At 60.6% G+C, this 21,102-nt stretch carries 13 protein-coding genes; 1 reads left to right on the top strand and 12 read right to left on the bottom strand.

Annotation, left to right across the window (positions count from 1 at the left end):
* Window position 1: 1 nt before the first annotated feature.
* The 12 genes from M8N44_RS02340 to M8N44_RS02285 form a co-directional block, all read right to left on the bottom strand.
* On the bottom strand, window positions 2–454 hold the full coding sequence (locus tag M8N44_RS02340; protein ID WP_102749507.1) for a hypothetical protein: 453 nt from the start codon (window positions 452–454) through the stop codon (window positions 2–4).
* 151 nt (window positions 455–605) lie between these two features.
* Window positions 606–1,388, bottom strand: coding sequence for an enoyl-ACP reductase FabI (locus M8N44_RS02335; RefSeq protein ID WP_022396700.1), 783 nt, complete (start codon window positions 1,386–1,388; stop codon window positions 606–608).
* Window positions 1,389–1,454: 66 nt separating this feature from the next.
* On the bottom strand, window positions 1,455–2,330 hold the full coding sequence (gene folD / locus M8N44_RS02330) for a bifunctional methylenetetrahydrofolate dehydrogenase/methenyltetrahydrofolate cyclohydrolase FolD (RefSeq protein WP_102728290.1): 876 nt from the start codon (window positions 2,328–2,330) through the stop codon (window positions 1,455–1,457).
* A complete protein-coding gene (locus tag M8N44_RS02325) occupies window positions 2,303–3,031 on the bottom strand; it encodes a lysophospholipid acyltransferase family protein (protein ID WP_022396698.1) in 729 nt (242 codons plus the stop codon). Before M8N44_RS02325 ends, folD begins: the two co-directional genes overlap by 28 nt.
* A gap of 15 nt (window positions 3,032–3,046) precedes the next feature.
* Window positions 3,047–4,690 (bottom strand): hypothetical protein, encoded by a 1,644-nt coding sequence (locus M8N44_RS02320; protein ID WP_102728289.1) that lies wholly within the window; start codon window positions 4,688–4,690, stop codon window positions 3,047–3,049.
* A gap of 21 nt (window positions 4,691–4,711) precedes the next feature.
* Complete coding sequence (locus M8N44_RS02315; RefSeq protein ID WP_180970941.1) at window positions 4,712–7,225, bottom strand: Amuc_1098 family type IV pilus outer membrane protein; 2,514 nt, start codon at window positions 7,223–7,225, stop codon at window positions 4,712–4,714.
* A 135-nt stretch (window positions 7,226–7,360) separates the two neighbouring features.
* The gene (locus M8N44_RS02310) at window positions 7,361–9,130 is read right to left on the bottom strand and encodes an alpha-amylase family glycosyl hydrolase (RefSeq protein WP_102728288.1); all 1,770 of its coding nucleotides are present in this window, start codon (window positions 9,128–9,130) and stop codon (window positions 7,361–7,363) included.
* Between the two features lie 26 nt (window positions 9,131–9,156).
* Complete coding sequence (locus tag M8N44_RS02305) at window positions 9,157–10,539, bottom strand: CCA tRNA nucleotidyltransferase (protein ID WP_218957708.1); 1,383 nt, start codon at window positions 10,537–10,539, stop codon at window positions 9,157–9,159.
* Window positions 10,540–10,547: 8 nt separating this feature from the next.
* Window positions 10,548–11,849, bottom strand: a complete 1,302-nt coding sequence (locus tag M8N44_RS02300) for a TlpA family protein disulfide reductase (protein ID WP_102749508.1) — start codon at window positions 11,847–11,849, stop codon at window positions 10,548–10,550.
* Between the two features lie 518 nt (window positions 11,850–12,367).
* Window positions 12,368–14,608, bottom strand: coding sequence for an inorganic phosphate transporter (locus M8N44_RS02295; RefSeq protein ID WP_102722810.1), 2,241 nt, complete (start codon window positions 14,606–14,608; stop codon window positions 12,368–12,370).
* Between the two features lie 114 nt (window positions 14,609–14,722).
* Window positions 14,723–17,308: an ATP-dependent helicase HrpB gene (gene hrpB, locus M8N44_RS02290; RefSeq protein ID WP_102728285.1), complete on the bottom strand. Its 2,586-nt coding sequence runs from the start codon at window positions 17,306–17,308 to the stop codon at window positions 14,723–14,725.
* A 37-nt stretch (window positions 17,309–17,345) separates the two neighbouring features.
* Complete coding sequence (locus M8N44_RS02285) at window positions 17,346–18,311, bottom strand: phosphatidate cytidylyltransferase (protein WP_180975166.1); 966 nt, start codon at window positions 18,309–18,311, stop codon at window positions 17,346–17,348.
* A 568-nt stretch (window positions 18,312–18,879) separates the two neighbouring features.
* On the opposite strand from M8N44_RS02285, the gene M8N44_RS02280 reads away from it, so the two are divergent.
* A complete protein-coding gene (locus M8N44_RS02280) occupies window positions 18,880–21,093 on the top strand; it encodes a carboxy terminal-processing peptidase (protein ID WP_249852995.1) in 2,214 nt (737 codons plus the stop codon).
* Window positions 21,094–21,102: the final 9 nt, after the last annotated feature.

Below are 21,102 nucleotides of genomic sequence, written 5' to 3'. Positions count from 1 at the left end.
CTTAACTGAGCAGAAAACGGGTAAACGTATCCAGCATGCAGGAAAGATGGACGGTGTGGCCCTCCGGAAGCCCGATGAAGGCCAGTACAATGGCGGCATCCATCAGGGCCGCGACGCCAATCCATTTGACCATCGCCGGAAGCGGGGAGGCGGAAGGTTCGTAAAAGCTCCAATCTTCCTTCACAAAGGAGAAATCCTCCCCTGAATCAAAACGGCGGAATTGTTCCTCCAATTCCTCAACCGGCATTTCATGGGGGCAGACGTAGCCATGGGCGTCATCCCCCACCTCGCAATAATAAAGGCCGTTACCCACCGGAACGGACTGCATGTGCATTCCGTCCCCGCCAACAAGGGAGATATGGGCTTTATGAGAAGAGTTCCCGTAGCGGAGGAACAATTCATCCAAGCTGCCGCACGTTTCTCCGTTAAACAGATAACGAGGGGAGGCTGTCATTTTCTTATTTATAAAAATGAGACACCGGAACACAAGAATTTTTGACAGGAGAGATGGCGCATCCCTGTCATACCCGCGGAAACAGCGCAAAAAGACCGTACCGACAAGCGGTACGGCCTGAAACAAAGGGGAAATTTTCCCGGAGGGAATGCTACATGCCCATGATCTGATAGCCGCCGTCCACGTAAATCACCTGTCCGGTGATCGCGGCTGCGCCGTCGCTGGCCAGGAAGACGCCGGTAGCGCCCAGTTCCTCGCCCGTGCAGGAACGGCCCAGGGGGGCATGTTCCTCATACACCTTGAACATGGTGTTAAAGCCGGAAACGCCGCGTGCCGCAAGCGTCTGCATGGGGCCCGCGCTGATGCAGTTGACGCGGATGCCGCGGGCGCGGCCCAGATCATACGCCAGATAACGGGTGCAGGCTTCCAGGGCGGCCTTGGAAACGCCCATCAGGTTGTAGTTCGGCACCACCTTTTCGGAACCCAGGTAGGACATCGCCAGAATGCTGCCGTTGTCGGACATCATGGGCTCCACGGCGCGGGAAAGGGCCACCAGGGAGTAGGCGGAGATATCCAGGGAAATCTTGAACGCCTCGCGTCCCGTATCCAGGAAACTGCCGCCAAGGGCTTCCTTCGGGGCAAAAGCCACGGAATGCAGCATGCAATCCACCTTGTCCGTGTGTTCCCGGACTTTTTCAAAGAATGCATTGATGGATTCATCATTGCTGACATCCAGATCGTAAACGGGGACGTCTTCGCCGAAGTTTTCATGGACCAGCTTGAGCACGCCGTCCTTGAGGCGTTCGCCCTGATAATTGAAGATGAGCTTTGCGCCCGCTTCATGCCATGCCTTGGCAATTGCGAACGCGATGCTGCGCTTGTTCGCCACGCCGATTACGACACCAACTTTGCCTTCGAGTAATTTACTTGACATAATGGTAAGTGAATACTGCCCTACTTTCCTTCATTTGACAAGAAAAACGGACGTCACGGCACTCCGTCAGGCCCCCGTCTGCTGGCGGCAGGCCTTGACCGTGTTAGCCATCAGCATGGCGATGGTCATCGGCCCCACGCCGCCGGGCACGGGGGTAATGGCCCGGCACTTGGGCACCACTTCATCATAGGCCACGTCTCCAACAATCCGGTAGCCGCGCTTGGCGGAGGCATCTTCCACGCGGTTGATGCCCACGTCCACCACCACGGCGCCGTCCTTCACAAAATCAGCCGTCACAAATGCGGGCCTGCCTATCGCCGCCACGATGATGTCTGCGGAACGGCAAAGCTCCGGCAGGTTCTTCGTGCGGGAGTGGGCCACCGTAACGGTGGCGTTCGCCTGCTTGGACATCAGAAGATGGGCCATCGGCTTGCCCACGATCATGCTGCGGCCGATGACCACGGCATTCGCGCCCGCCGTTTCAATGCCGGCCGCCTGCAACAGCCTCATGCAGCCCAGCGGGGTACAGGGCACAAAACCGGTTTCATCCTCCAGCACCAGCTTGGCGACGTTCTCCGGGTGGAAGCCGTCCACATCCTTGGCGGGGTCTATTTCCAGGACCACGGCCGCCTCGTCGATATGGGGGGGAGGCGGGCTCTGCACCAGAATGCCGTGGATGGAGGGGTCCGCATTCAAGTCACGGACGACCTGGAGCAGTTCTTCCTGGGAGGCATCCGCGGAGAGAACGATTTTACGGGAGTTCATTCCCAGCTCCGCGCATTTTTTCACCTTGGAATTCACATACACCTGGGAGGCGGGGTCCTCCCCCACCAGAACCACGGCCAGGCCGGGCGTTATTCCCTGTTCCCTGAGCCGGGCAATGTCCTTTCCAACCTCTTCCAGCACCTGGGAGGCTACCTGTTTTCCGTCGATGATTTGCATAATAATGATTGATTAAGTGGCGGGAAGTCCGGAAGCCCCTCGCTCAGCAGCCCGGCCAGAAGGCGGGCGTAGTCCGCTACCTGCTCATCCGTTGCGTCCGGAGGAATGAACAGGCGCTTTTTCCATAGAATGTTCACGTTGGAACACGGCTTGGGAATGGCGTAGCGGTCCCAGGCCTTGTTCAGCCTCCAGCAGCTTTCATATTCGATGCACACGGGAACGATGGGAAGCCCGGACTGGGAGGCCATCTTGATGATGCCGTGGTGCACCTGGTAAATGGGGCCCTGCGGACCGTCCGGGGTGAGGCAGAAGCAGACGTCCCCCTCCTGCACCTTCCTCATCATTTCCATGTAGGCCAGGGCTCCCCGCCGTCCGGAGGAACCGCGGACGGAATCCAAGCCGAAGTGTTTGCATACGGCCTCCACCAGGGCGCCGTCCTTGCTGGCGCTGGTGAGCACGCACATCTTGAGCGGCTTCTGGGCCAGGGACCAGGCGTAGCCGGGCACCGTCGTGCGGTTGTGCCAGAGGGCCACCAGGAAGGGCGCCGTGTAAACGTCGTCGTGCTCCTCCTTGATGGAGCGGATATTCAGGCTCATGCAGATGGGCTGGAGCAACGACCACAGGCCGAAGCCGGCCAGCTTGGTCCACCAGCGGGAACGCTTTTCGGACGTTTTTCGGACAATGGGGTTGAGCAGCAACATGAATCCTCGGCAATATCACATGAATCCGTCCACCGTAATGCGGGCGGGCGGGGTACTTGACGGAGCGGGAAGAGCCGTTCCGCGGGAGGGGGCAGTCCCCATTCCCGGACGGTCCGCGCGCGGCTCCACTTCCTGGAGCATGCCGGCGGAGTTGTCCTGCGGGGATGCCGGCGTACCGGAAATTTTCACGGGGAGAATGATTTCATGCCCCTCCTGCGTAACGCCGGACGGCAGGCGTCGGCTATCCACCATGTAGGAGGGGATTTTAAAGACCAGCTCTCCCGTCACGGCGGAACCGTTGCTGTACAGAACCCCGGTCACTCCCAGGAAGCCCTGCTCAAACAGGGAAATCTCTTTCAGGGAGGCGGAACGGTCCGTTCCGTCGCTTTCCAGCAGAAAGGAGCCGGACGTAAAGACTGGGGAAGAGTAAGGCAGCCTTATTTCCGTGTTCCGGGCGGTCATGGCCGCCAGCAGGCGCAGGACGGGCAGCCTGAGCATGGTCGCCTTGATGACGGAACCGCTGTACCCTTTTACGGAGGGCCTTTTCTGTTCGTCCGTCACGGGCAGCGCAAAGTCCAGCTTCAATTCATGCTTTTCATCCACTTCCTGTTCCCCCATCTGTACCTTGAGGAAGGAAGCGAAGTCATCCCCCACCAGGGAGAGGAGGTCAAAATTCCTGCCCGTCAGGGTCCAGGCCTGGTGGCGGAAATCCGTACCCAAGAGGAAATTCCCCGTAATCATGAAGGGGCTGAGGTCCGTAGGCTTGTTGAGCAGGCGCCCCTTGTCCAGAAAACCGGAGAAGGTGAGCTGCTTGACGCCGTTTCCGTTTAAAATGATGGAGCCGGAGTCGACGCCCATCAGAGGCCAGCCCTTGATTTTCAGCTTTTGCTGTGACAGGTCCAGCACGTATTCCGGTTCCGTACCGTTTCCGGACGTGCGGATGTAGGCTTCCGCCGTCATGTAGAAGGGGCCGTCATTCCGCTCCAGGGTAAGTTCCTCCGTCTTGTGGGCGTAACCTACCTCCAGGCGCGGAGAGGTGTACCGCCGGAAGACGAACGGGAGTTCCCGCTTCGTCTGCGGCACGGCAAATTTGGAGAATCCGGGACGCAGGCCAATCGTGACCTTGGCCATGTTCAGGCTTTCCCCCTTGATTTTTCCCATGAACAGGGACGTGGCGGAGATTTCTCCGGAAACGCCTTCCATCATTACAAAAGACAGGCAGGAATCCTGCGGGAAAGTGACCTTGATGCGGGCGGCCTTCATGGAAAGGCCGTCCATCGCCATGCCGGAGGCTTCCACCTTCCCGCCCCAGGCGGCGGAGAGGTCCGATTGCAGCCGCCCGGCGAATTCCTCCGTATTGAAGGAAGTCAGGCGGTACATGTACGTTCCCGCCAGGGCGCCCACAACCAGCAGGACCAAGATGCAGAGGCCAATGAGGAAACGCTTGTTTTTCAGCACGGCCTGCTTGGCGTCCCCGTGGTCGTCATTGTAGGTCCGCCGGCGTTTTTCCACACGGATGACCTTGCTGCCGTCCGGGCGCACCACTACTTCCCTCTTTCGCTCCACGCCCTGGGAATCCGAGGCATGCAGCTGGCGCATGATATTGTCCGCCCCCTGGGAGGAAGAAGAGGACTCAGGATCGGAATCACTGTTCTTCAATAGTCTTAATCCGGTTAAAGGTTACTGGGCATTGCTGAGGGCGGGAAGAGGCGCGAGCCCTGCCGGAGCTTCCTCATCCGGAACGGCGGTGCCCGGCGTGTAAAGCTGCTTGCCGCCCGGGTCCACCACTTCCGCCTTCACCATGATGATGATGGCCTTGCGCTCTTCCTTGGATCCCTTGGAGCGGAAAAGGCGGCCCACCCAGGGAATATCCCCCAGAATGGGGATTTTATCCTCATACGTGATGGAGGTGGATTTTTTCAAGGCGCCGATGACGAGCGTGCTGCCGGTGGCAATGCGTACCGGAGCGGTCAGGCGGCGCGTGGAGAATACGGGCTGGAGAATGAAGTTGTCGGAAGCTTTCACCATGACGATGTCTTCCTTCGCATTTTTCTCCTGGGAGGCCACGGGGACGAAGAGCGGCGTACCGTAGTTGATGAAGCCGTCAAAGTCCACGATTTCCGGCACTACGGTCATTTCCACGATGGATTTGTCATCGCTGATGCCGGTTACCTCCACGTTGAATACCGTGCCGAGCTGCCTGGTTTCATAGGCGGATGGGTGGGCGGGCGTGATGGGCATGACCGGCAGGCGGTCTCCGCCATCGTCGTCATAGTCGCCCCAGTCGTCTCCGTTATTGTTGTTGCCCGTGCTGTTGGGAACTTCGGGCGGATCGTATTCCGTGGGGTAAATCAGTTCCTTGCCGCTGAAGAAGGTGGCTTTTTCCCCTGGGCGCACAATCACGGAAGGATGCTGCATGATGTCCGTGCCTTTCTTCTGGCTCAGGCCGCGCATGATCATCGTGATGTCCGCCTGGCTCCACATGCCGCGCATGGTGACGATGCTGGGTGCACCGCCGGGAACGTAGGCCACGCCGGTGCTTCTGGCGGAGGAACCGCGCTCAATCATGCCGTCAATGCTGTCTTCCGTAAAAACCTGGTTGCCGGACCTCAGTCCACCCACCACCCCTGCCGGGACGGCGGCTCCGACCACGCTGGCGGCGCTGTCCAGCACAGTGTTGTTGTAGTCATTCTTGTTGGTGCCCGCACCGCCCATGAACCACTTGGAGGGGTCCAGGTTCAGGTTCACGATCCAGTTGAAGCCCAATTCTTCCAGGTCCGTCTGATTGACTTCCAGGAACGTCGCGCTGACAACCACCTGCAGGGGCTGTTCCGCCGTCTTGGACGCCACCAGCTCCTCCAGCATGCTCAAGTCCTTGGGCGTGCCGTGGAAAAGGAGGGTGGAGTTGCCCGAGTTGTATTTGATGAAGCTGCCTTCCGGGAATTTCACGCCCAGGGAGGCCAGCGCCTTCTGCGGGTCCACCCGTTTCAGGGTCATGCCGGAAGAACCGGCATCCCCGGAACCGAAGGGATCGGCATTTTCCGAATCGGAGGATTCCGACAGGCCGGAGAAGAAACCCGGAGGAAGGGCAATGGCCTTGGTCACCATGTAGGAGGTGCCGTCAGAACTGGATACCAGCTCCGCGCCAAAGGCGTTCGTGCGCAGAATGAGGCCGGAAGCGCGCGCCACGTATTCCAGGGCGTCGCGGAGCGGCACGTTTTGAAGATTAAGCGTAATTCTCTTGCCGGCGGTCTCCTTGGCTGAAACGCTGTCCGCAGGACCGGGGTCCACGGAAATGTTCACGCCGCGCTCTGCCGTCGTCATGGCCGTTGTATCATGCGTCCTGGCCAGGCTGCGCAGATAGTCCACGGCTTCCTGCACCGTTGCGCCGTCCAGCTGCACGCGGGGCAGACGGATCATGCCCAGCTTCTGGTCCACATTCACCACCGGATTGTCCAGCGGCTGGGAGAAGGAAGCGGGTTCCTCCGGCGTTTCCGTCAGCGGAACGGGCATCTCCCACAGCTTGGAGACGTCCGCCAGGGCGCTGCTCCGGGTTTCATCCCTGGCAGCGTCAAAGTAGGCGGTTCTGGCGCGGTTGACCAGCTCCATGCCGCGCCGCGCCGCCGTGTTGTAAGGGTCCGTCTGGAGGACGGAGGTAAATTCCTTCAGGGCCGCATCATACTGGCCCAGTTCATAATAGCCGTAAGCCAGGCGAAGCAGGCGGTTGACTTCCTCCACGTTCTTGACGTGTTCCGGGGATAGGGCCGGATTCGTGCGAACCGGGTCCCGGGCTATTTCCAGCGTGCGCTTGGCCAGGGCATGGTCCGGCGTGGCTTTCAAGGCATCTTCCAGCAGCTTGACGGCCTCGTCGTAACGCCCCACCTTGATGTATTCCTGCGCCACGGCCACGCTGGCGTCCGCAATGCTGGTTTCCAGAAAACGGCGCCGCTTCTCCATGTTGGGGGACTTGGGCAGCGCGGTCAGGCTCCTGCGGTAATTGTCCAGGGCTTCCTGGTACTTGCCCTCGGAATACAGCTGACGCGCCTGCCCCAGCAGCAGCATGGAAGCCTGGGCCTGCTCTTCCATCCGGGCCGCAGTCCGGCGGGCGGCCCCTGCTCCTTCCTGGGCCAGCCCCTGGCCGGCTCCAATACCGGCAACGGCAAGCGCCAGGGCAATTTGCTGAATGGCAGACATGGAGTGAGGGAAACGTCTAGTCATAGGAATTTCCGGGACTATACCGAATTAAAAACCGCCCGTCATTATAAAAACGCCCAGCAGAGCAAAAAATATCGGAAAGAGCAGCCGCACCCCTCCGGAGGGAATGCGCCTTTAAACGGCAGAGAGTTCCAGCACGCCCACATGCCCCGGTTTCAGGGGATGGGGAAGCCCGCGTTCCATCAGTTCCTTCCGGTCAAAAACCCGGTCTTCCCCCTCTCCGGCCATCAGGTTCCTGACACGCACGCGGTCCGTCTGGATGCCGCACCAGCCGAAGGCGTGCTGGGCAATGGAAATGCGGAGGTTGTAGAAGTTGATCTCCGGGGAAAGGTTCCCCACCACCAGCACGGTGGCCCTGGCACGGGCATCATGCCGGAGCATGGCGTACACCCAGTGGCCGGAGGTGTCTTCCGCAGGTTCCCTGCCAAAGGTGGTGTTTTTCATGTTGGCCCAGTTCAGGCCGTAAAAATCCCCGCGGTCCAGTGCCGGATGCTGCATCAGGGGAAGCAGCCGCTGATGAAAGTTCCTCAGCTCCGCGGAGTCCTCCGGCAGCAGAGAGGCGTCAAACCGTCCGTCCGCCACCCAGGGCTGGAGCTGGGGCAGGCAGGTGTAGTCAAAAATGCTGGTGCGGCCGTCATGGCCGCCATAGCCGCCGGGGCTTTCCGCCCGCTCCCCTACTTCCTGCCCGTTGTACACCAGCACGGGACCGCGACCGGACGCGTACACCAGCGTCATGATGGCCGGCAGGACGGTACGCCCCACGCCGCCCCAGGAGAGCGGGGAGCACACGCGCGTTTCATCATGGTTCTCCACATAGCGGACGCCGTTGGTCATGTACTTGGGGTTGCTGCGGAAAAGACGGTCGAAATCGTTGGCCCAGTTATTCTCCGTGTACATGTGGAGCGCCAGATGGTAGCAATCGGAATCGTAAACGGCATTGAACCCGGCTTCCAGCAGCGCGGCGCAGGGATCGCCGGGAGTGGTCTTCATGTGGTCGTTGTACGCCTCCGCCATGAAAAACACGTCAGGCAGACGGACGCGGGAACGGGAAATGGCCCATTTCCAGAAGGCCATGGGGATCATTTGGGCCATGTCGCACCTGAAACCGCCGATGCCCAGGCCCTGCCAGAAGGAAAGGATGTCGTCCATGATGCGCCAGGTCTTGGGCACGTGCTGCTTGGGGCTGGTCCAGTCCGGCAGCAGGCGGAGGGTCGGCAGTCCGGCCAGGAAGTTATAGCCGTAGTTGAGCTTGACCGTTTCATACCAGTCATACCTGGTGGGGTTCCACGTAACGGCATTGTTGCCCGTGACGCGGCCGAAGGTCATTTCCCCTTCAAACAGGCCGTCCGGCAGATGCAGGGGGGGGCCGTCCCCCGGGCTGTTGGAGGTCAGGTAAAAGTACCCCTGCTCCGGAGAGAAAAACGTATGGTGGTCGTCCCCTTCCCCGAAATCGTCATGGCCGTCCCAGTCCGCCAGGTAGGCGCGGGAAACATGGTTGGGGATGAAGTCGATCATCGGCAGCAGTCCCACCGTCCGGCAGCGCTTCACCAGGGCCTTGAATTCCTCCATTCTTTTTTCCGGCGTGGAGGCCAGGTCCGGGTCCACGTCAAAATAATCCACTACCGCATAGGGACTGCCGGCCAGGCCTTTTACGATGGATTCCGGCTGGGCGGGCAGCTCGGGATAGGCCGTCTGCGTGGCGTGCCTCAGCACCCCGGTCAGCCAGATGTGGGTAAAGCCCATCCGGGCTATTTCCCTCAGGGCCTTGTCCGTCACGCCGTTAAAGGTGCCGCACCCGTTCGTCTCCCGGGTCCCCCAGTCCACCCCATGGGTTTCCATGTTGGAGAAATGGCGGACAAACAGTTGATAAATGACCGGGCGCATGAGCTGAAAGGATGAGGTCTTGCGGCCTATAATGCTAACTTTTCCAGGTACTCTGCAAGTGTATTCTGTTCCACCGGGGCAATTTGCCCCAGCATCAGCAGGGCCTCCTTCCTGGTCCGGAGCGTTCCTTCCAACTGGAGCTCCTGCAAACGGGACAGCCATTTCCTGAAATCGGGACCGGGGGGCAGTCCCAGGTCCAGCAGATCGCGCCCGGTCACCAGGGGCGGAGGCACCAGGGGTGCGTCCCGGTAGGAATCCATGGCGTCCCTGACAAACTGCCAGTTGTCCATCAATCCGTTGGAGGAAAGGCAGTCCAGGCGGTGAAGCTCCAGCTCGTCGCTGAAATGCGGAGCGCTCATGAACATCCGCAGGGTGGACTTCTTCATCTGCTGCACGTTCATGAAGCGCATGTGGCGCTCCACCATGGCGCACACCGCATCAATCACGGCATTGGAATATTTCAGTCTCCTTAAAATGTCCCGCGCCATGGAGGCGCCCTCCTTGTCATGACCGGAAAAACGGATGCGCCCCGTTTCATCCACCTGGCGGCAGGGAGGTTTTCCGACATCATGCAGCAGCACGCCCAGGGCCAGCTCCAGAGACACGGGGGCGCCGTCCTTCCCCAGCGCGTCCAGCATCATCAGCGTATGGGCATACACGTCCCCCTCCGGGTGCCACTGGGGAGGCTGCGTGCAGCCGATCATGCCGTATACCTCTGGAATAACATGCTTCATCAGCCCCGTTTCCACCAGCATTTCCACGCCCCGTTTCCTTCCTGGAGACAATAGAATCCGGTCCAGTTCCTCCCGGATGCGCTCCGGCGCGATGCGGGCCAGCAGCGGGGCGTTCCTGCAAATGGCGGCATAAGTTTCCGCTTCCACCCGCACTTCCCTGGTAACGGCGAAACGGACGGCGCGCATCAGCCGGAGGGAGTCCTCCTCAAAACGGCGGTCCGGCTCCCCGATGCACCTCAGCACGCGGGCCCGGATGTCTTCCACGCCGCCCACATAATCCACCACATAACCCGGAGGAACGGAAAACGGATCTTCCAAGAGGCCGTTCATGGTAAAATCACGGCGCCGGGCGTCCTCCTCCGCATCCGTGAAGCAGACGGATTCCGGGCGCCTGCCGTCCCTGTAGCAGCCGTCCCTGCGGAACGTAGCCACTTCAAAGGAGAAACCGCCACGGCGCACCAGCACCACGCCGAAGGCGGCGCCCACTTCCCAGGCGTCCGGGAACAGGCGCAACACCTCGTCCGGACGGGCGGAGGTGGCAATGTCAATGTCCTTCACGGGATATCCCAGCAGCCTGTCCCGGACGCAGCCTCCCACAAAATACACCGTGTGCCCCGCTCCGGCCAGCAAGCGCGCCACAGCCTCCGCGGCCTTTCTCAATGGAATATTTTCCATGGAACAGGCTATTCGGGCATGGGCCGCAAGGGGGGAGCGGAAAGAGAAGAGGGCTGCTCCACACCGGAGGAAGCAGGCGGGGCCGCTGGCCGGGGCGCGGCAGGCTGCGGAACGGAGGGAATGCGCGTATCCGGAGAGTTGATCCTGGCCGGCAGCGGAGCCGGCTTCACGGCAGCGGGGGCGGCCGGGGCCTTTTTCTCGTCCGCCTTTCCATTCTTTTTCCCTTCCAGCTTGCCCATGACCGCGTACAGATTCGCGTCAAACAGCATGTCCGGCGTGCCGCGCATCAGGATTTTCCCCGCAGGGTCCAGCAGGTACACCCGCGGCGTGAGCATCACGCGGTAATCCTTGAACGCCGCCGCCTTTTCATCTACCAGGGAGGGAGTATCCATCTCCAAATTCAGCAGGGCCTTTTTCACGTCCTCACTGTTTCCGGGGGCCACCGGCATGACCGTCAGGCCCGGAAATTCCTTCCGTAGGGAAACGGCCTTTTGCAAAAACTGGACAGAGCGCACATCCCGGGGATCCCAGAAAACCAGCAGCACGGGCTTGTCTCCGGAGGGGACCGTCACTTCCGCGCCCGTGGCGGTGGAAGGCAGGCTTATTTTGGGCCCGGTCTGTCCAATGTTGAGATTGCGTATTTCATACAGCTCTTCCTTCACCAGATTCCGGACCGGAACGGGACCGAAGCTGGAATCATAGCATTTGATGATGGCGTCTTTCAGCAGCTTTCCGCGTGCCGCCACCAGCCTGACGTCATCCTGGAGCATTCCCGTCGTTTCCTTCATCACCATGGCCAGCCCCAGGGCGGACAGCCCCTGGTCTTCCGGAAACTGGTTGTAATCCTTGATTTGTTCCAGAATAACGCGGCAGCGCAGGTCGCGGGAGTTGCTCAACGCATACGCCGCTTTTCCCGCTCCCTTTTCCCGGAACAGGGTATTTTCCAGGGAGTCCAGGCAAAGCACGACAATTTTCCTGGCAACGTCTCCGTTGGGGAAAGCCTGCGCCACGGCCTGGGGATGGTCCAGAAACCAAATGACAGCCGGGAGAAGGTAGGGTTTTTGAGTCTCGGGCTTTTGAAGGTCCCTCCCCACCTGCCTCCACAATTCCTGCGCCACCGGAATGGCGTTCGGACGGCTCTCCATCAGTTCCGCTCTTTTTTCATCGCTTTCAGCCGTTTTGAATGCGGATTCCCAGTCGGACTGCCTCATTTGCCAGTCCGCCAGCGCATTCTTCATGCCAGCCTCGTCCGCCGGAGCCCATCCAAGCAGGCTGCATGCACCGGCTATCACGCAAAACGCTCTCTTCATACCCTGCCACTATGCCCTGATGCGTCCCGCTCGTCAATCAAACCCCGCGGCAAAACGCCTCCTATTCTTCCTTCCCCGCTTCTTTCCAGCCGTTTACGGCGTGGAATGCGCCATCCGGAGACGAACAAACCCCGGCGAATCCCTTCGCCGGGGCTGCTGTTCAACTAACTACCTATGAAGACGGTTGAGTCCTTAAGTGGATGAAGTGCTCTCTCTTTCACTGCATCCGGATCATAACCGTTATGGGTGAGACAGCCGGGCGGGAAATATGTTCAAACATTCCTTCTTTTGTATGACACAAGGTCCGCCCCCCTCCTGCGGGGGCAAAAAAGCGGCTGCGGAATTCCTTCCGCAGCCGCTCCAACTAACTACCTATGAAATCAGGGTCGTTCCTGGTGATTCGGAAGGCTCTCGTTCCTTCTTTATCGAACACCCCTGTCCATTCAGCATACTTGCATGAACCAAACGCTCAAGATTTTTCTTTCCTTTTCATGCAAAAAGCCCGGTTCCCCGCCGCCTTACGCCGCCACGAAGTTCCGTTCGTCATTGGTCAGGGCCCGCACCTGCACGGCCATGAACCTCATTTCATTAAGCATGTTCAGATAAAGGAGGGAGGAACGGGTGCGCGTCTGGTTGCGCTGGGCGCGCTTGATCTGGCGCTTGGTGGCCTTTGCCACCAGTTGAAGGAGCTGTTCCTGGGCCACCATGGTATAGTCGAACTGGATGTACGTTCCCGTCTGGAGCATCTTGCAGTATTCATCCAGAAGCTTCATTAGAGCGGTATGCACCTCCTTCAAGTCGTCCACCTGGTCAATCGTGAACGGCGTGTGGTTATTGTCCACATACGTGAAGATGGACTCGGAAAACTGCGCCAGGCTCTGCGTGGCTTCGTTCAAATGCTCCAGGGCCTGCACGAAGTGGTAGCCCATGTCCAGGGAACGGGACTGCATCTTGTACAGGATGGGGAGAATGTCGTACTTGTGGTGCTCGCTGCTGGTCAGGGCCAGGCGTTCCGCGGCGTCCGCCAGCTCTTTCAGGGCCTTCCGGTCCCCCTGGAAGAAGTTTTCCACGGTGTCATTGTAGATTTCCCGCAGCTTGAGCGTGCTGTCCACGACCTGGTGGCTGCACACGTCCAGAATGTTTTCCTCCGTAATCTGGTCAAAACGCTCTACGGAAAGCTTGTTCTCCCGCTTGCGGTGCATGATGGTGGATTTCACCAGGATGACGACCACCAGGGCCAGCAGCCCGAAGATGGCGTACACCTGCCCGTAGTGCAAGACGGTCGCCATGACGGCGGCCAGCGTGAAGGCGGCCAGGCCGGTCATGAACCAGCCGGAGATTACGGTCAGTACGCCGGTCACGCGGTAAACCGCGCTTTCCCTGCCCCACGCCTTGTCCGCCAGGGAGGAACCCATGGCTACCATGAACGTCACGTATGTGGTGGAAAGGGGGAGCTGCTTGCCCGTGGCCCACGCGATCAGCAGGGAAGCCACCGTCAGGTTCACCGTGGCGCGGATCAGGTCAAAAGCCACGCGGTCCTTGGGGTTCAGTGGCTGCGGGGCAGCATCCCACTGATGGTTCATGCGCACCAGCATGCGGGCGGGGATAAGCTTTTTCACCCCGCGCCCCAGCGCGATGGCGCTGCGCACGATGGCGCGGGCGGGGGGAACGGAGCCGAAGCGTTCAATGCCTCCTTCACCCTGCCGGGAAAGCTCCACGCCGGTGGCGATCACCGTCTTCGCCTTCTTGGAGAACCACAGCGCAAAAATCATCATGCATCCGGCGGCAAAAAGAATGTAATGGTTCACCGGAACGCCCTGCCCGGGCATCAGGCATTCCATGGCGGTGATGGAGGAGGCGGAGCCGCCGGCCTCCACTACGCCTGTGGCGTACTGGAAGGAATCCAGGCCGCCCATGAACACGCCGATGAAGTTCACGAGGTCGTTGCCCGCAAAGGCCAGGGCCAGGGAGAAGGTGCCGGCCAGCACGGTCAGGCGCAGGATGTTCGTCATGAACAGGTGCTGGAGCAGGAACATGAGCACGGAAAAACCGCCGAAGGCCACCAGCAGGGCCATGCCCAGGTTCTGGTCAATGTATTGAATGAAGGAAGGCTCCATCAGGGTGGATTCCTTCAAGCCCTTGAACACGGCAAAGTAGGCCACCGCCGTCATGGCGATGCCGCACCAGAAGCAGCCGAACCACTTGAAGCGGGACTGGTATTTGAACGTAAACGCGAGGCGGGAAACCCACATGACGATGGTGCCCACCGTGAAGGCGATGGCTACGGAAAGGAGAATGCCGGTGACGATTTCAAACGCCTTGTCCGTATTGATGAAGTCCCACACGGACTGCGTCATGTGAAGCTTGGAAATCTTGAACAGGGCCGTCGCCACGGCGGAGCCCAGAATGCCGAACACCAGGGAAACGGTGGTGGACGTGGGAAGGCCGAAGGTATTGAAGGTATCCAGGAGTATCACCTCGCTGATCATCACCCCCAGGAAGAGCAGCATCACTTCGTGGTAACTGAACATGTTCGGGTGAAAAATGCCGTTGCGGGCCACCTCCATCATGCCGCCGGAGAAGCAGGCGCCCACCAGCACGCCGATGGAAGCCACGGTCAGGATCACCCGCACGGGGGCGGCCTTGGAACCAATGGCGGAGTTGAGGAAGTTGACGGCGTCATTCGCTACGCCGTTGATCAGGTCAAATGCCGCCAGAAGCAGCAGGGCTACGATGATAATCCAGTAAATTGAGTCCATAACTGTCTCTTGTGAATGGTGGGCGGAGGGCGTCCGCGAGCTGCACCACCGCCTCTTTACACGGAAACGGACGATTTTGCTACTGTTTTGTTACAGAAAAATCCTTTCGCCTTCTCAACGGGAACGGGGGAGGAAATCCAGCTCTTCAGGATCGGGCCAGCGGTGCCGGGGATAGCGCCCCGCCAGGTCTTTTTTCATCTGGCCGTAGCCGTTCCGCCAGAAGCTTTCCAGGGAGCCCGTCACCTGCCAAGGCCTCTGGCTGGGGGCCAATACCTCCACCTTCACGGTCACGGAGCCGTTGGCAATGCGCGGAGACGCCGCCACGCCGAACAGCCGCTGCACCGTAAGGCCGATCACAGGCGTGGAATCCTCCCCGTACCTCACTTTCGCGTGCTGGCCGTTGGTCAGCGTGAGGCTCACCGGAGCGTAATCGTCCAGCGCCTTCGCCTGCCAGCCGGAGAGCCAGTCCCGGAGCACGGGAATGATCTCCCTCTCCTTGATGTCCTTGTAGCCCACGGCTCCCTCGCAAACCAGGGAGATGGCAACCAGCTTGTCTTCCTCTGAAAAACGGGGGAGTTCCAGTTCCGGCATCCAGACGCTTAAACCGTTCAGGCGGCGTATCCACTGCTCCACGGCGTCATCCCATTTCACCAGCTTCAAGGTTCCGTCCACCACCTTTTCCGCCAGAATGGGGGCGGCCAGCTCCGGCGGAGCGTCCCCGCGGTCCCGGTCTTCCAGCACCAGGTCTTCATACATCAGTCTCCGGTGCAGGCGCACGCGGCGCAGCACGGCGTCAAAGACGGCCGCCTCCCCGCCGGAAAAACGCTCCGGCCAGACGGCGCGCAGCTCCTCCGGGTCAATGAGCGTACAGCGGCCCACACGGGTTTCCACCGCCTTTCCGGACAACTCCGCCACCTCCGCCGCCACAAAATGCTCCCCGTGGAACGCCACGCTGCCTTCCGCCAGCCTGCCCCCCACGCCGCCGGCCATGCGGCACGTGTTGGCGGCCACTCCGTTCCGGACGCCCACATGGTCCGCAAAGCTCTCCATCATGGCGCGGACCACGGCAGGCCGCGCCGCCGTGAAATCAGGCTCCGGCATTTCCCGGGATTTCCCCCGGCTGCCGATGGACAAAAGCTGCCGATACGCCATCCACACTTCCCGCGCCCCACGGGCGGAAATGCCCCAGCGGGTGCACGCCCCCGCCTCAAACCCGGCGTCCACAGCCTTTTCCACCGCGCGCCACTCCGCCTGAAAATCCGTATAGTCCGCAGAATCGCGCAGGTTGTCGTTCAAGCCGCCCTTCATCGCCACGCCCTCCCCCTGCATCAGGGCCGCAATGGCGGCAAGCTCCACCACGCACTGTTCATCCTGCCCGGCCGCCATCAGGCGCGCCAGCCGCGGCGGCAGAGGAAAAGCGGTCATCCTTCTTCCCACGTCCGTCAGGCTCCCGTCCGCCTCCGTAGCTCCCAGGGCGGCCAGCAGGTTCACGGCCCGCTGCATCACCAGGGGGTCCGGCGCATCCAGCCAGCGGAACCCTTCCGGCGCGGTTATGCCCCACGCGGCCAGATTCAGCACGGCCCCCGCCAGATCCACCCGGAAACATTCGGGCGGATCAAAATCCGCCTTCCGCGCCTGCTCCGCCTCACTCCACAACCGGAAGCAGCGGCCCGGAGCCACGCGCCCGGCACGGCCCGCGCGCTGGGCGGCGGACGCCTTGGAAATCTTCGTCAGGTGCAGCGTATCCATGCCCCTGTAGGGGTCCCAGCCGGACCGGCGCACCAGACCGGAATCAATCACCGTGCGCACCCCCTCAATCGTCAGGGAGGTTTCCGCTACATTGGTGGAAACGATGACGCGGGGATTCTTCCCCTGCTCCACGGCGCGATTCTGCTGTTCCGGGGTCAACGCTCCGTAAAGAGGAAAAACGTCCCGGCCGCCCATCCACGGCCTGCCGGCCAGCAACTCCGCCGTTTTCCGGATTTCATACACGCCCGGCATGAATATCAGCACGTCCCCGCAGCCGTCATCCTTCACCGCCTCCTTCACGGCGTCCGCCGCCTGCTCCCACACGGGAGGGGGAGCCACCCTGCCGCGGCCGTCGCTGACCAGCCGGGGAGCCCGGTAAACGGTTTCTACGGGATACTGCCTTCCGTGCGCCTCCAGCACCCGGCAGGAGGCGCCCATGTAATCCCGCAGGCCGGATATTTCCAGCGTGGCGGACATCACCGCTACGGCCATGTCCGGGCGCGGGCCTTCCTGCAAGTCCAATACGCGCCCCAGGGACAAATCCCCGGAGAGGCTCCGTTCGTGAAACTCATCAAACACCACGGCGCTCACCCCTTCCAGGGCGGGCCGCTCCGTCAGCCAGCGTTCCAGCATGCCGTCCGTCACGTACGCAATGCGGGTGCGGGGGGAAATGTGCCGTTCAAAGCGCACCACATACCCCACTTCCTTCCCCAGCTCCACTCCGCGCAGCCGGGCCACGTGGCGCGCCAGCAGGCGCGCGGCCATCCGGCGGGGCTGAACGACGACGATCAGGCCGCGTTCCCCCAGCCCGGCGTCATCCATCATGGGGGGAACGCCGGTAGACTTGCCGGAGCCCGTGGGCGCTTTCAGCAGGATGCGCGGAGAGGGGGCTTGCAGCGCGTCCAGCAATTCTCCGCGGATTTCCTCAATGGGAAGGGAGGGGGAATCCATACCGGGTTACAGGGGAATCCGTTCATGCCCGGGCCGTTCAACCGATGCAGGCCAGCAGGAACCAGAAGAACGGCACGGTAAAGGAAGGACTGTCAATCAAATCAAAAATGCCGCCTATCCCCGGCAGCAGGGAGCCGGAATCCTTGATGGCCAGGCTGCGCTTCACCAGGGAGCCCGCCAGGTCCCCGTAAACGGACAGCAGGAAAATGAAGGAGACGCAGCCCACCAGCACCAGCATCTGGGGCATGGACAGGACGGAGACCCTGAACATCGGGAAAACCAGCCCGATGGCCGCCGCATTCGTCAGCACCCAGGAACCGAGGATGCCCTCCCACGTCTTCTTGGGGCTGATGTGGGGAATGAGCCTGCGTGAAAAAATGCGGCCTCCCAGCAGGAACCCGCTGACATAGGCAAAAATGTCCGCCATCTTCGTCACCAGAATGACCCATAGCACGCACATGACGATGGACGGATAAACATACCCTACCCTCATATAGGCCAGATGCAGGGCCAGAATGGCAAAGGCGAACAGCCAGCCGGGATAAATGAAGGAAAGCAGCGTGGTCCCGACGGAACGGAGCGCCCGGCTTCCCACCACCGGATACTTCATTTCACGGATAAAGGAAATCACGACCAGAAGGACCGGGGCGGCAAGCGCCACCAGAAGAGGAAGGGGAATCAGGAACGGGGCATTCTCCGTAGGGGCGATTTCCCAGAACTTGGTCACGTAGCACGCCCAGGACAGCAGCACGGGATACGCCGCGCCGAAAAGAAAGCTCAGGTTCGGCTGGGAGGCTTTTCTGGAACGCAGCAGCATGTGCCTCCATTCCCAGGAGGCCAGGATGCAGAAGATGCAGACCAGCCCGTAATACCCAAGTTCACGGTCCCACCACAGGGCCCCCGCCAGCAAACCCAGCAGAACCACGGTGCTGAATGAACGCTGCAGCAGAACGCCCATTTTGCTTCCGGAAGGCTTCTTGTCCTGGTTCGGTGTTCTCATCATCACGCGAAGTGTACAGAAAACCTCCGTGACCTCAATCCTGAAATGTTCCCCTCCCCGCGGCGGCCATACTGGAAACATCCGCGCCCCGTCCGGCCCTCCCCCGCCGCTGACAAGGAAGGAATGCCTTCCCCGCTCCGGGAGAAATGCGGCGGCGGAAAAAGAAAAAGGCTGCCGTCAAGCGGGCGGCGCTACGGCGCACGGGAAAAAGTCTCCGGAAACCGCGTTCTCCTTCCTGTACGGCCCCAATATGACAAATGCCGGACTTCCGCACAGAATTTCAAACTTTATGGTGTATTTGTCCACTAATGAATTTGCCTCTTTCTTCCTCTCTCCCGCGCCCTGCATTCGCAGAGGATTGCAACCCCGCCGGATGCCGTTCCTTCCGGACGGACGGGGGTTCTTCCGCCCTCCGGCAGTCCCTTTCCCCCTTCCGGAAACCCGGCGCGTAAAATAGCGTCATGTGGACGTTTTATAAGATAGACAATCACCTACAAATCAGTAACACTCACATCCCAGCACTAGCTTTTTTTCCCTGATGGAGAAAACCGCACCCTTTTCCGTTATGAACATGCACTCATTCCGTTGGATTCGACTTACAGCATTCTCGGCCCTGGCCGCAGCCGCCATCACCTCCTGCGCCTCCGCGGCCACGGACTTCAACCAGGTGGGCAAGCAAATGTCCCTCCTGCTCCAGAACTTCCACTTCTCCCGCAAGGAATTCAGCGACGAACTGTCCGGAAAATTCTTGGAAACCTACCTGCGCAAGGTGGATCCCAACAAGATATTTTTCACCCAGCAGGATGTGGACGCCCTCAAGAAGAAATACGGCAGGGAACTGGACGACTACCTGATGTCCGGCCAGATGATGGACGCGGCCCAGGCCATGCACGCCCTGTACCGGCAGCGCGCCATGCAGCGCATCGCCTATGCGCGGGACCTGCTGAAAAAGGGCGGCTTTACCTTTGACAAGGACCGGTCCATTGAACGCTCCCGCCGCAAGACCGCCGCGTGGCCCAAGGATGAGGCGGAAATGCAGCAGGTCTGGAAAGACATGGTGGAGGAACAGCTCCTGTCTGAAATCCTGCGCCGTGAAACCGTGGCGCGCCTGGCGAAGGAACAGAACAAGCCCGACCCGCTGGCCAATGAAAAGCCTGCGGAGGAAAAACTGCTCATGCGTTATGAACGCATCCAGCGCAACATTCAGGAAACGGACCTGGAAGACGTGGCGGAAACCCTGCTCAGCGCAGTAGCCATGACCTATGACCCGCACACGGACTACATGGGCGCCCGCCAGGTGGACCGCTTCAAGATTTCCATGGGCACGGAGCTCACCGGCATCGGCGCCCTGCTGGGCAGTGAAGACGACGGCTCCACCAAAATCACGGGTATCGTCGTGGGCGGTCCGGCTGACAAATCCGGAGAGCTCAAGCTGAACGACCGCATCGTGGCCATTGACTCCAACAACTCCGGAGAAATGGTGGACATCCTGTTCCTGAAGCTGGACAAGGTGGTGGACATGATCCGCGGGGCTGAAAACACCCAGATGCGCCTGAAGGTGGAACCGGCGGACGCTCCCGGCCAGGCCAAGATCATCACGCTGACCCGCTCCAAGGTGCCGTTGAAGGACGAACTCGCCAAGGGCGAAATCATCGAACTCACCGGCGCGCCGGAAGGGCAGAACCGCATCGGCGTGCTGAGCCTTCCCTCCTTCTATGCGGACATGGAAGGCGGCGACCGCCGCTGCGCCAAGGACGTCAAAAAAATCCTGGAACGGATGAACAAGGAAAACGTGGACGGCCTGGTCATTGACCTGCGCAGCAACGGCGGCGGTTCCCTGGAGGAAGTGCGCCTGATGACGGGCTTCTTTACCGGGAACGGCCCCGTGGTGCAGATCAAGGACACCCGCGGCAACGTGGACATCAAATCCGCCCACAACCGCCAGAAGCTTTTCAACGGCCCCATTGTGGTGCTCATCAACAAGCTCAGCGCCTCCGCCTCTGAAATTCTGGCCGCGGCCCTCCAGGACTACGGCCGCGCCGTGATCGTGGGGGATGACTCCACCTTCGGGAAGGGTTCCGTGCAGCAGCCGGTGGACATCGGCCAGTACCTGCCCTTCTTTGCAGCCAGGGACCGTGCCGGCCTGCTGAAAGTCACCACCCAGAAATTCTACCGCGTGGCAGGCGGCTCCACCCAGCTCAAGGGCGTGGAGAGCGACATTCAGCTTCCCACCGCTACGGCGGCGTTTGAACTGGGGGAAGACATTCTGGACTACGCGATGCCCTATGACCAGATCACGCCCTGCACCAATTACAAAAAGGACTCCTCCATCACGGCCATGCTGCCCGCATTGAAGGAAGCCAGCGCGAAGCGCGTGGAAAAAGACCGCGACCTCCAGATTGCCAGGGAAGACATCGCCATGATGAAGCAGCGCATTAAGGACAACAAGCTCTCCCTGAACAAGAAGACGCGGGAACAGGAAAACTCCACGCTGGAAGAGCGCCGCAAATCCATCAACAAGGAACGCAAGGGCCGCTTTGCGGAAATGGCCAAGGAAGACGCCACCAAGTACAAGATTTACCGCCTGACGCTGGACGACGTCAACGCCAGGGAGCTTCCCCTGGCGGACCCGGACAAGGACAACGAACAGTTCATGCACCTGGCGGAAGACCCCACGGCGGAACTGGACGACTCCCCGGAATATCCCTCCGGCCTTGACCCGGAACTCCGCGAAGGCATCAACATCGTCCAGGACATGTTGAAGCTGGAATCCTCCGGAAAATAACGGTCCCTT

This window comes from Akkermansia massiliensis, assembly GCF_023516715.1.
Taxonomy (GTDB): Bacteria; Verrucomicrobiota; Verrucomicrobiia; order Verrucomicrobiales; family Akkermansiaceae; genus Akkermansia; species Akkermansia massiliensis.
The sequence above is the reverse complement of the archived record's forward strand: the minus strand, read 5'-3'. Positions and strand labels throughout refer to the sequence as shown.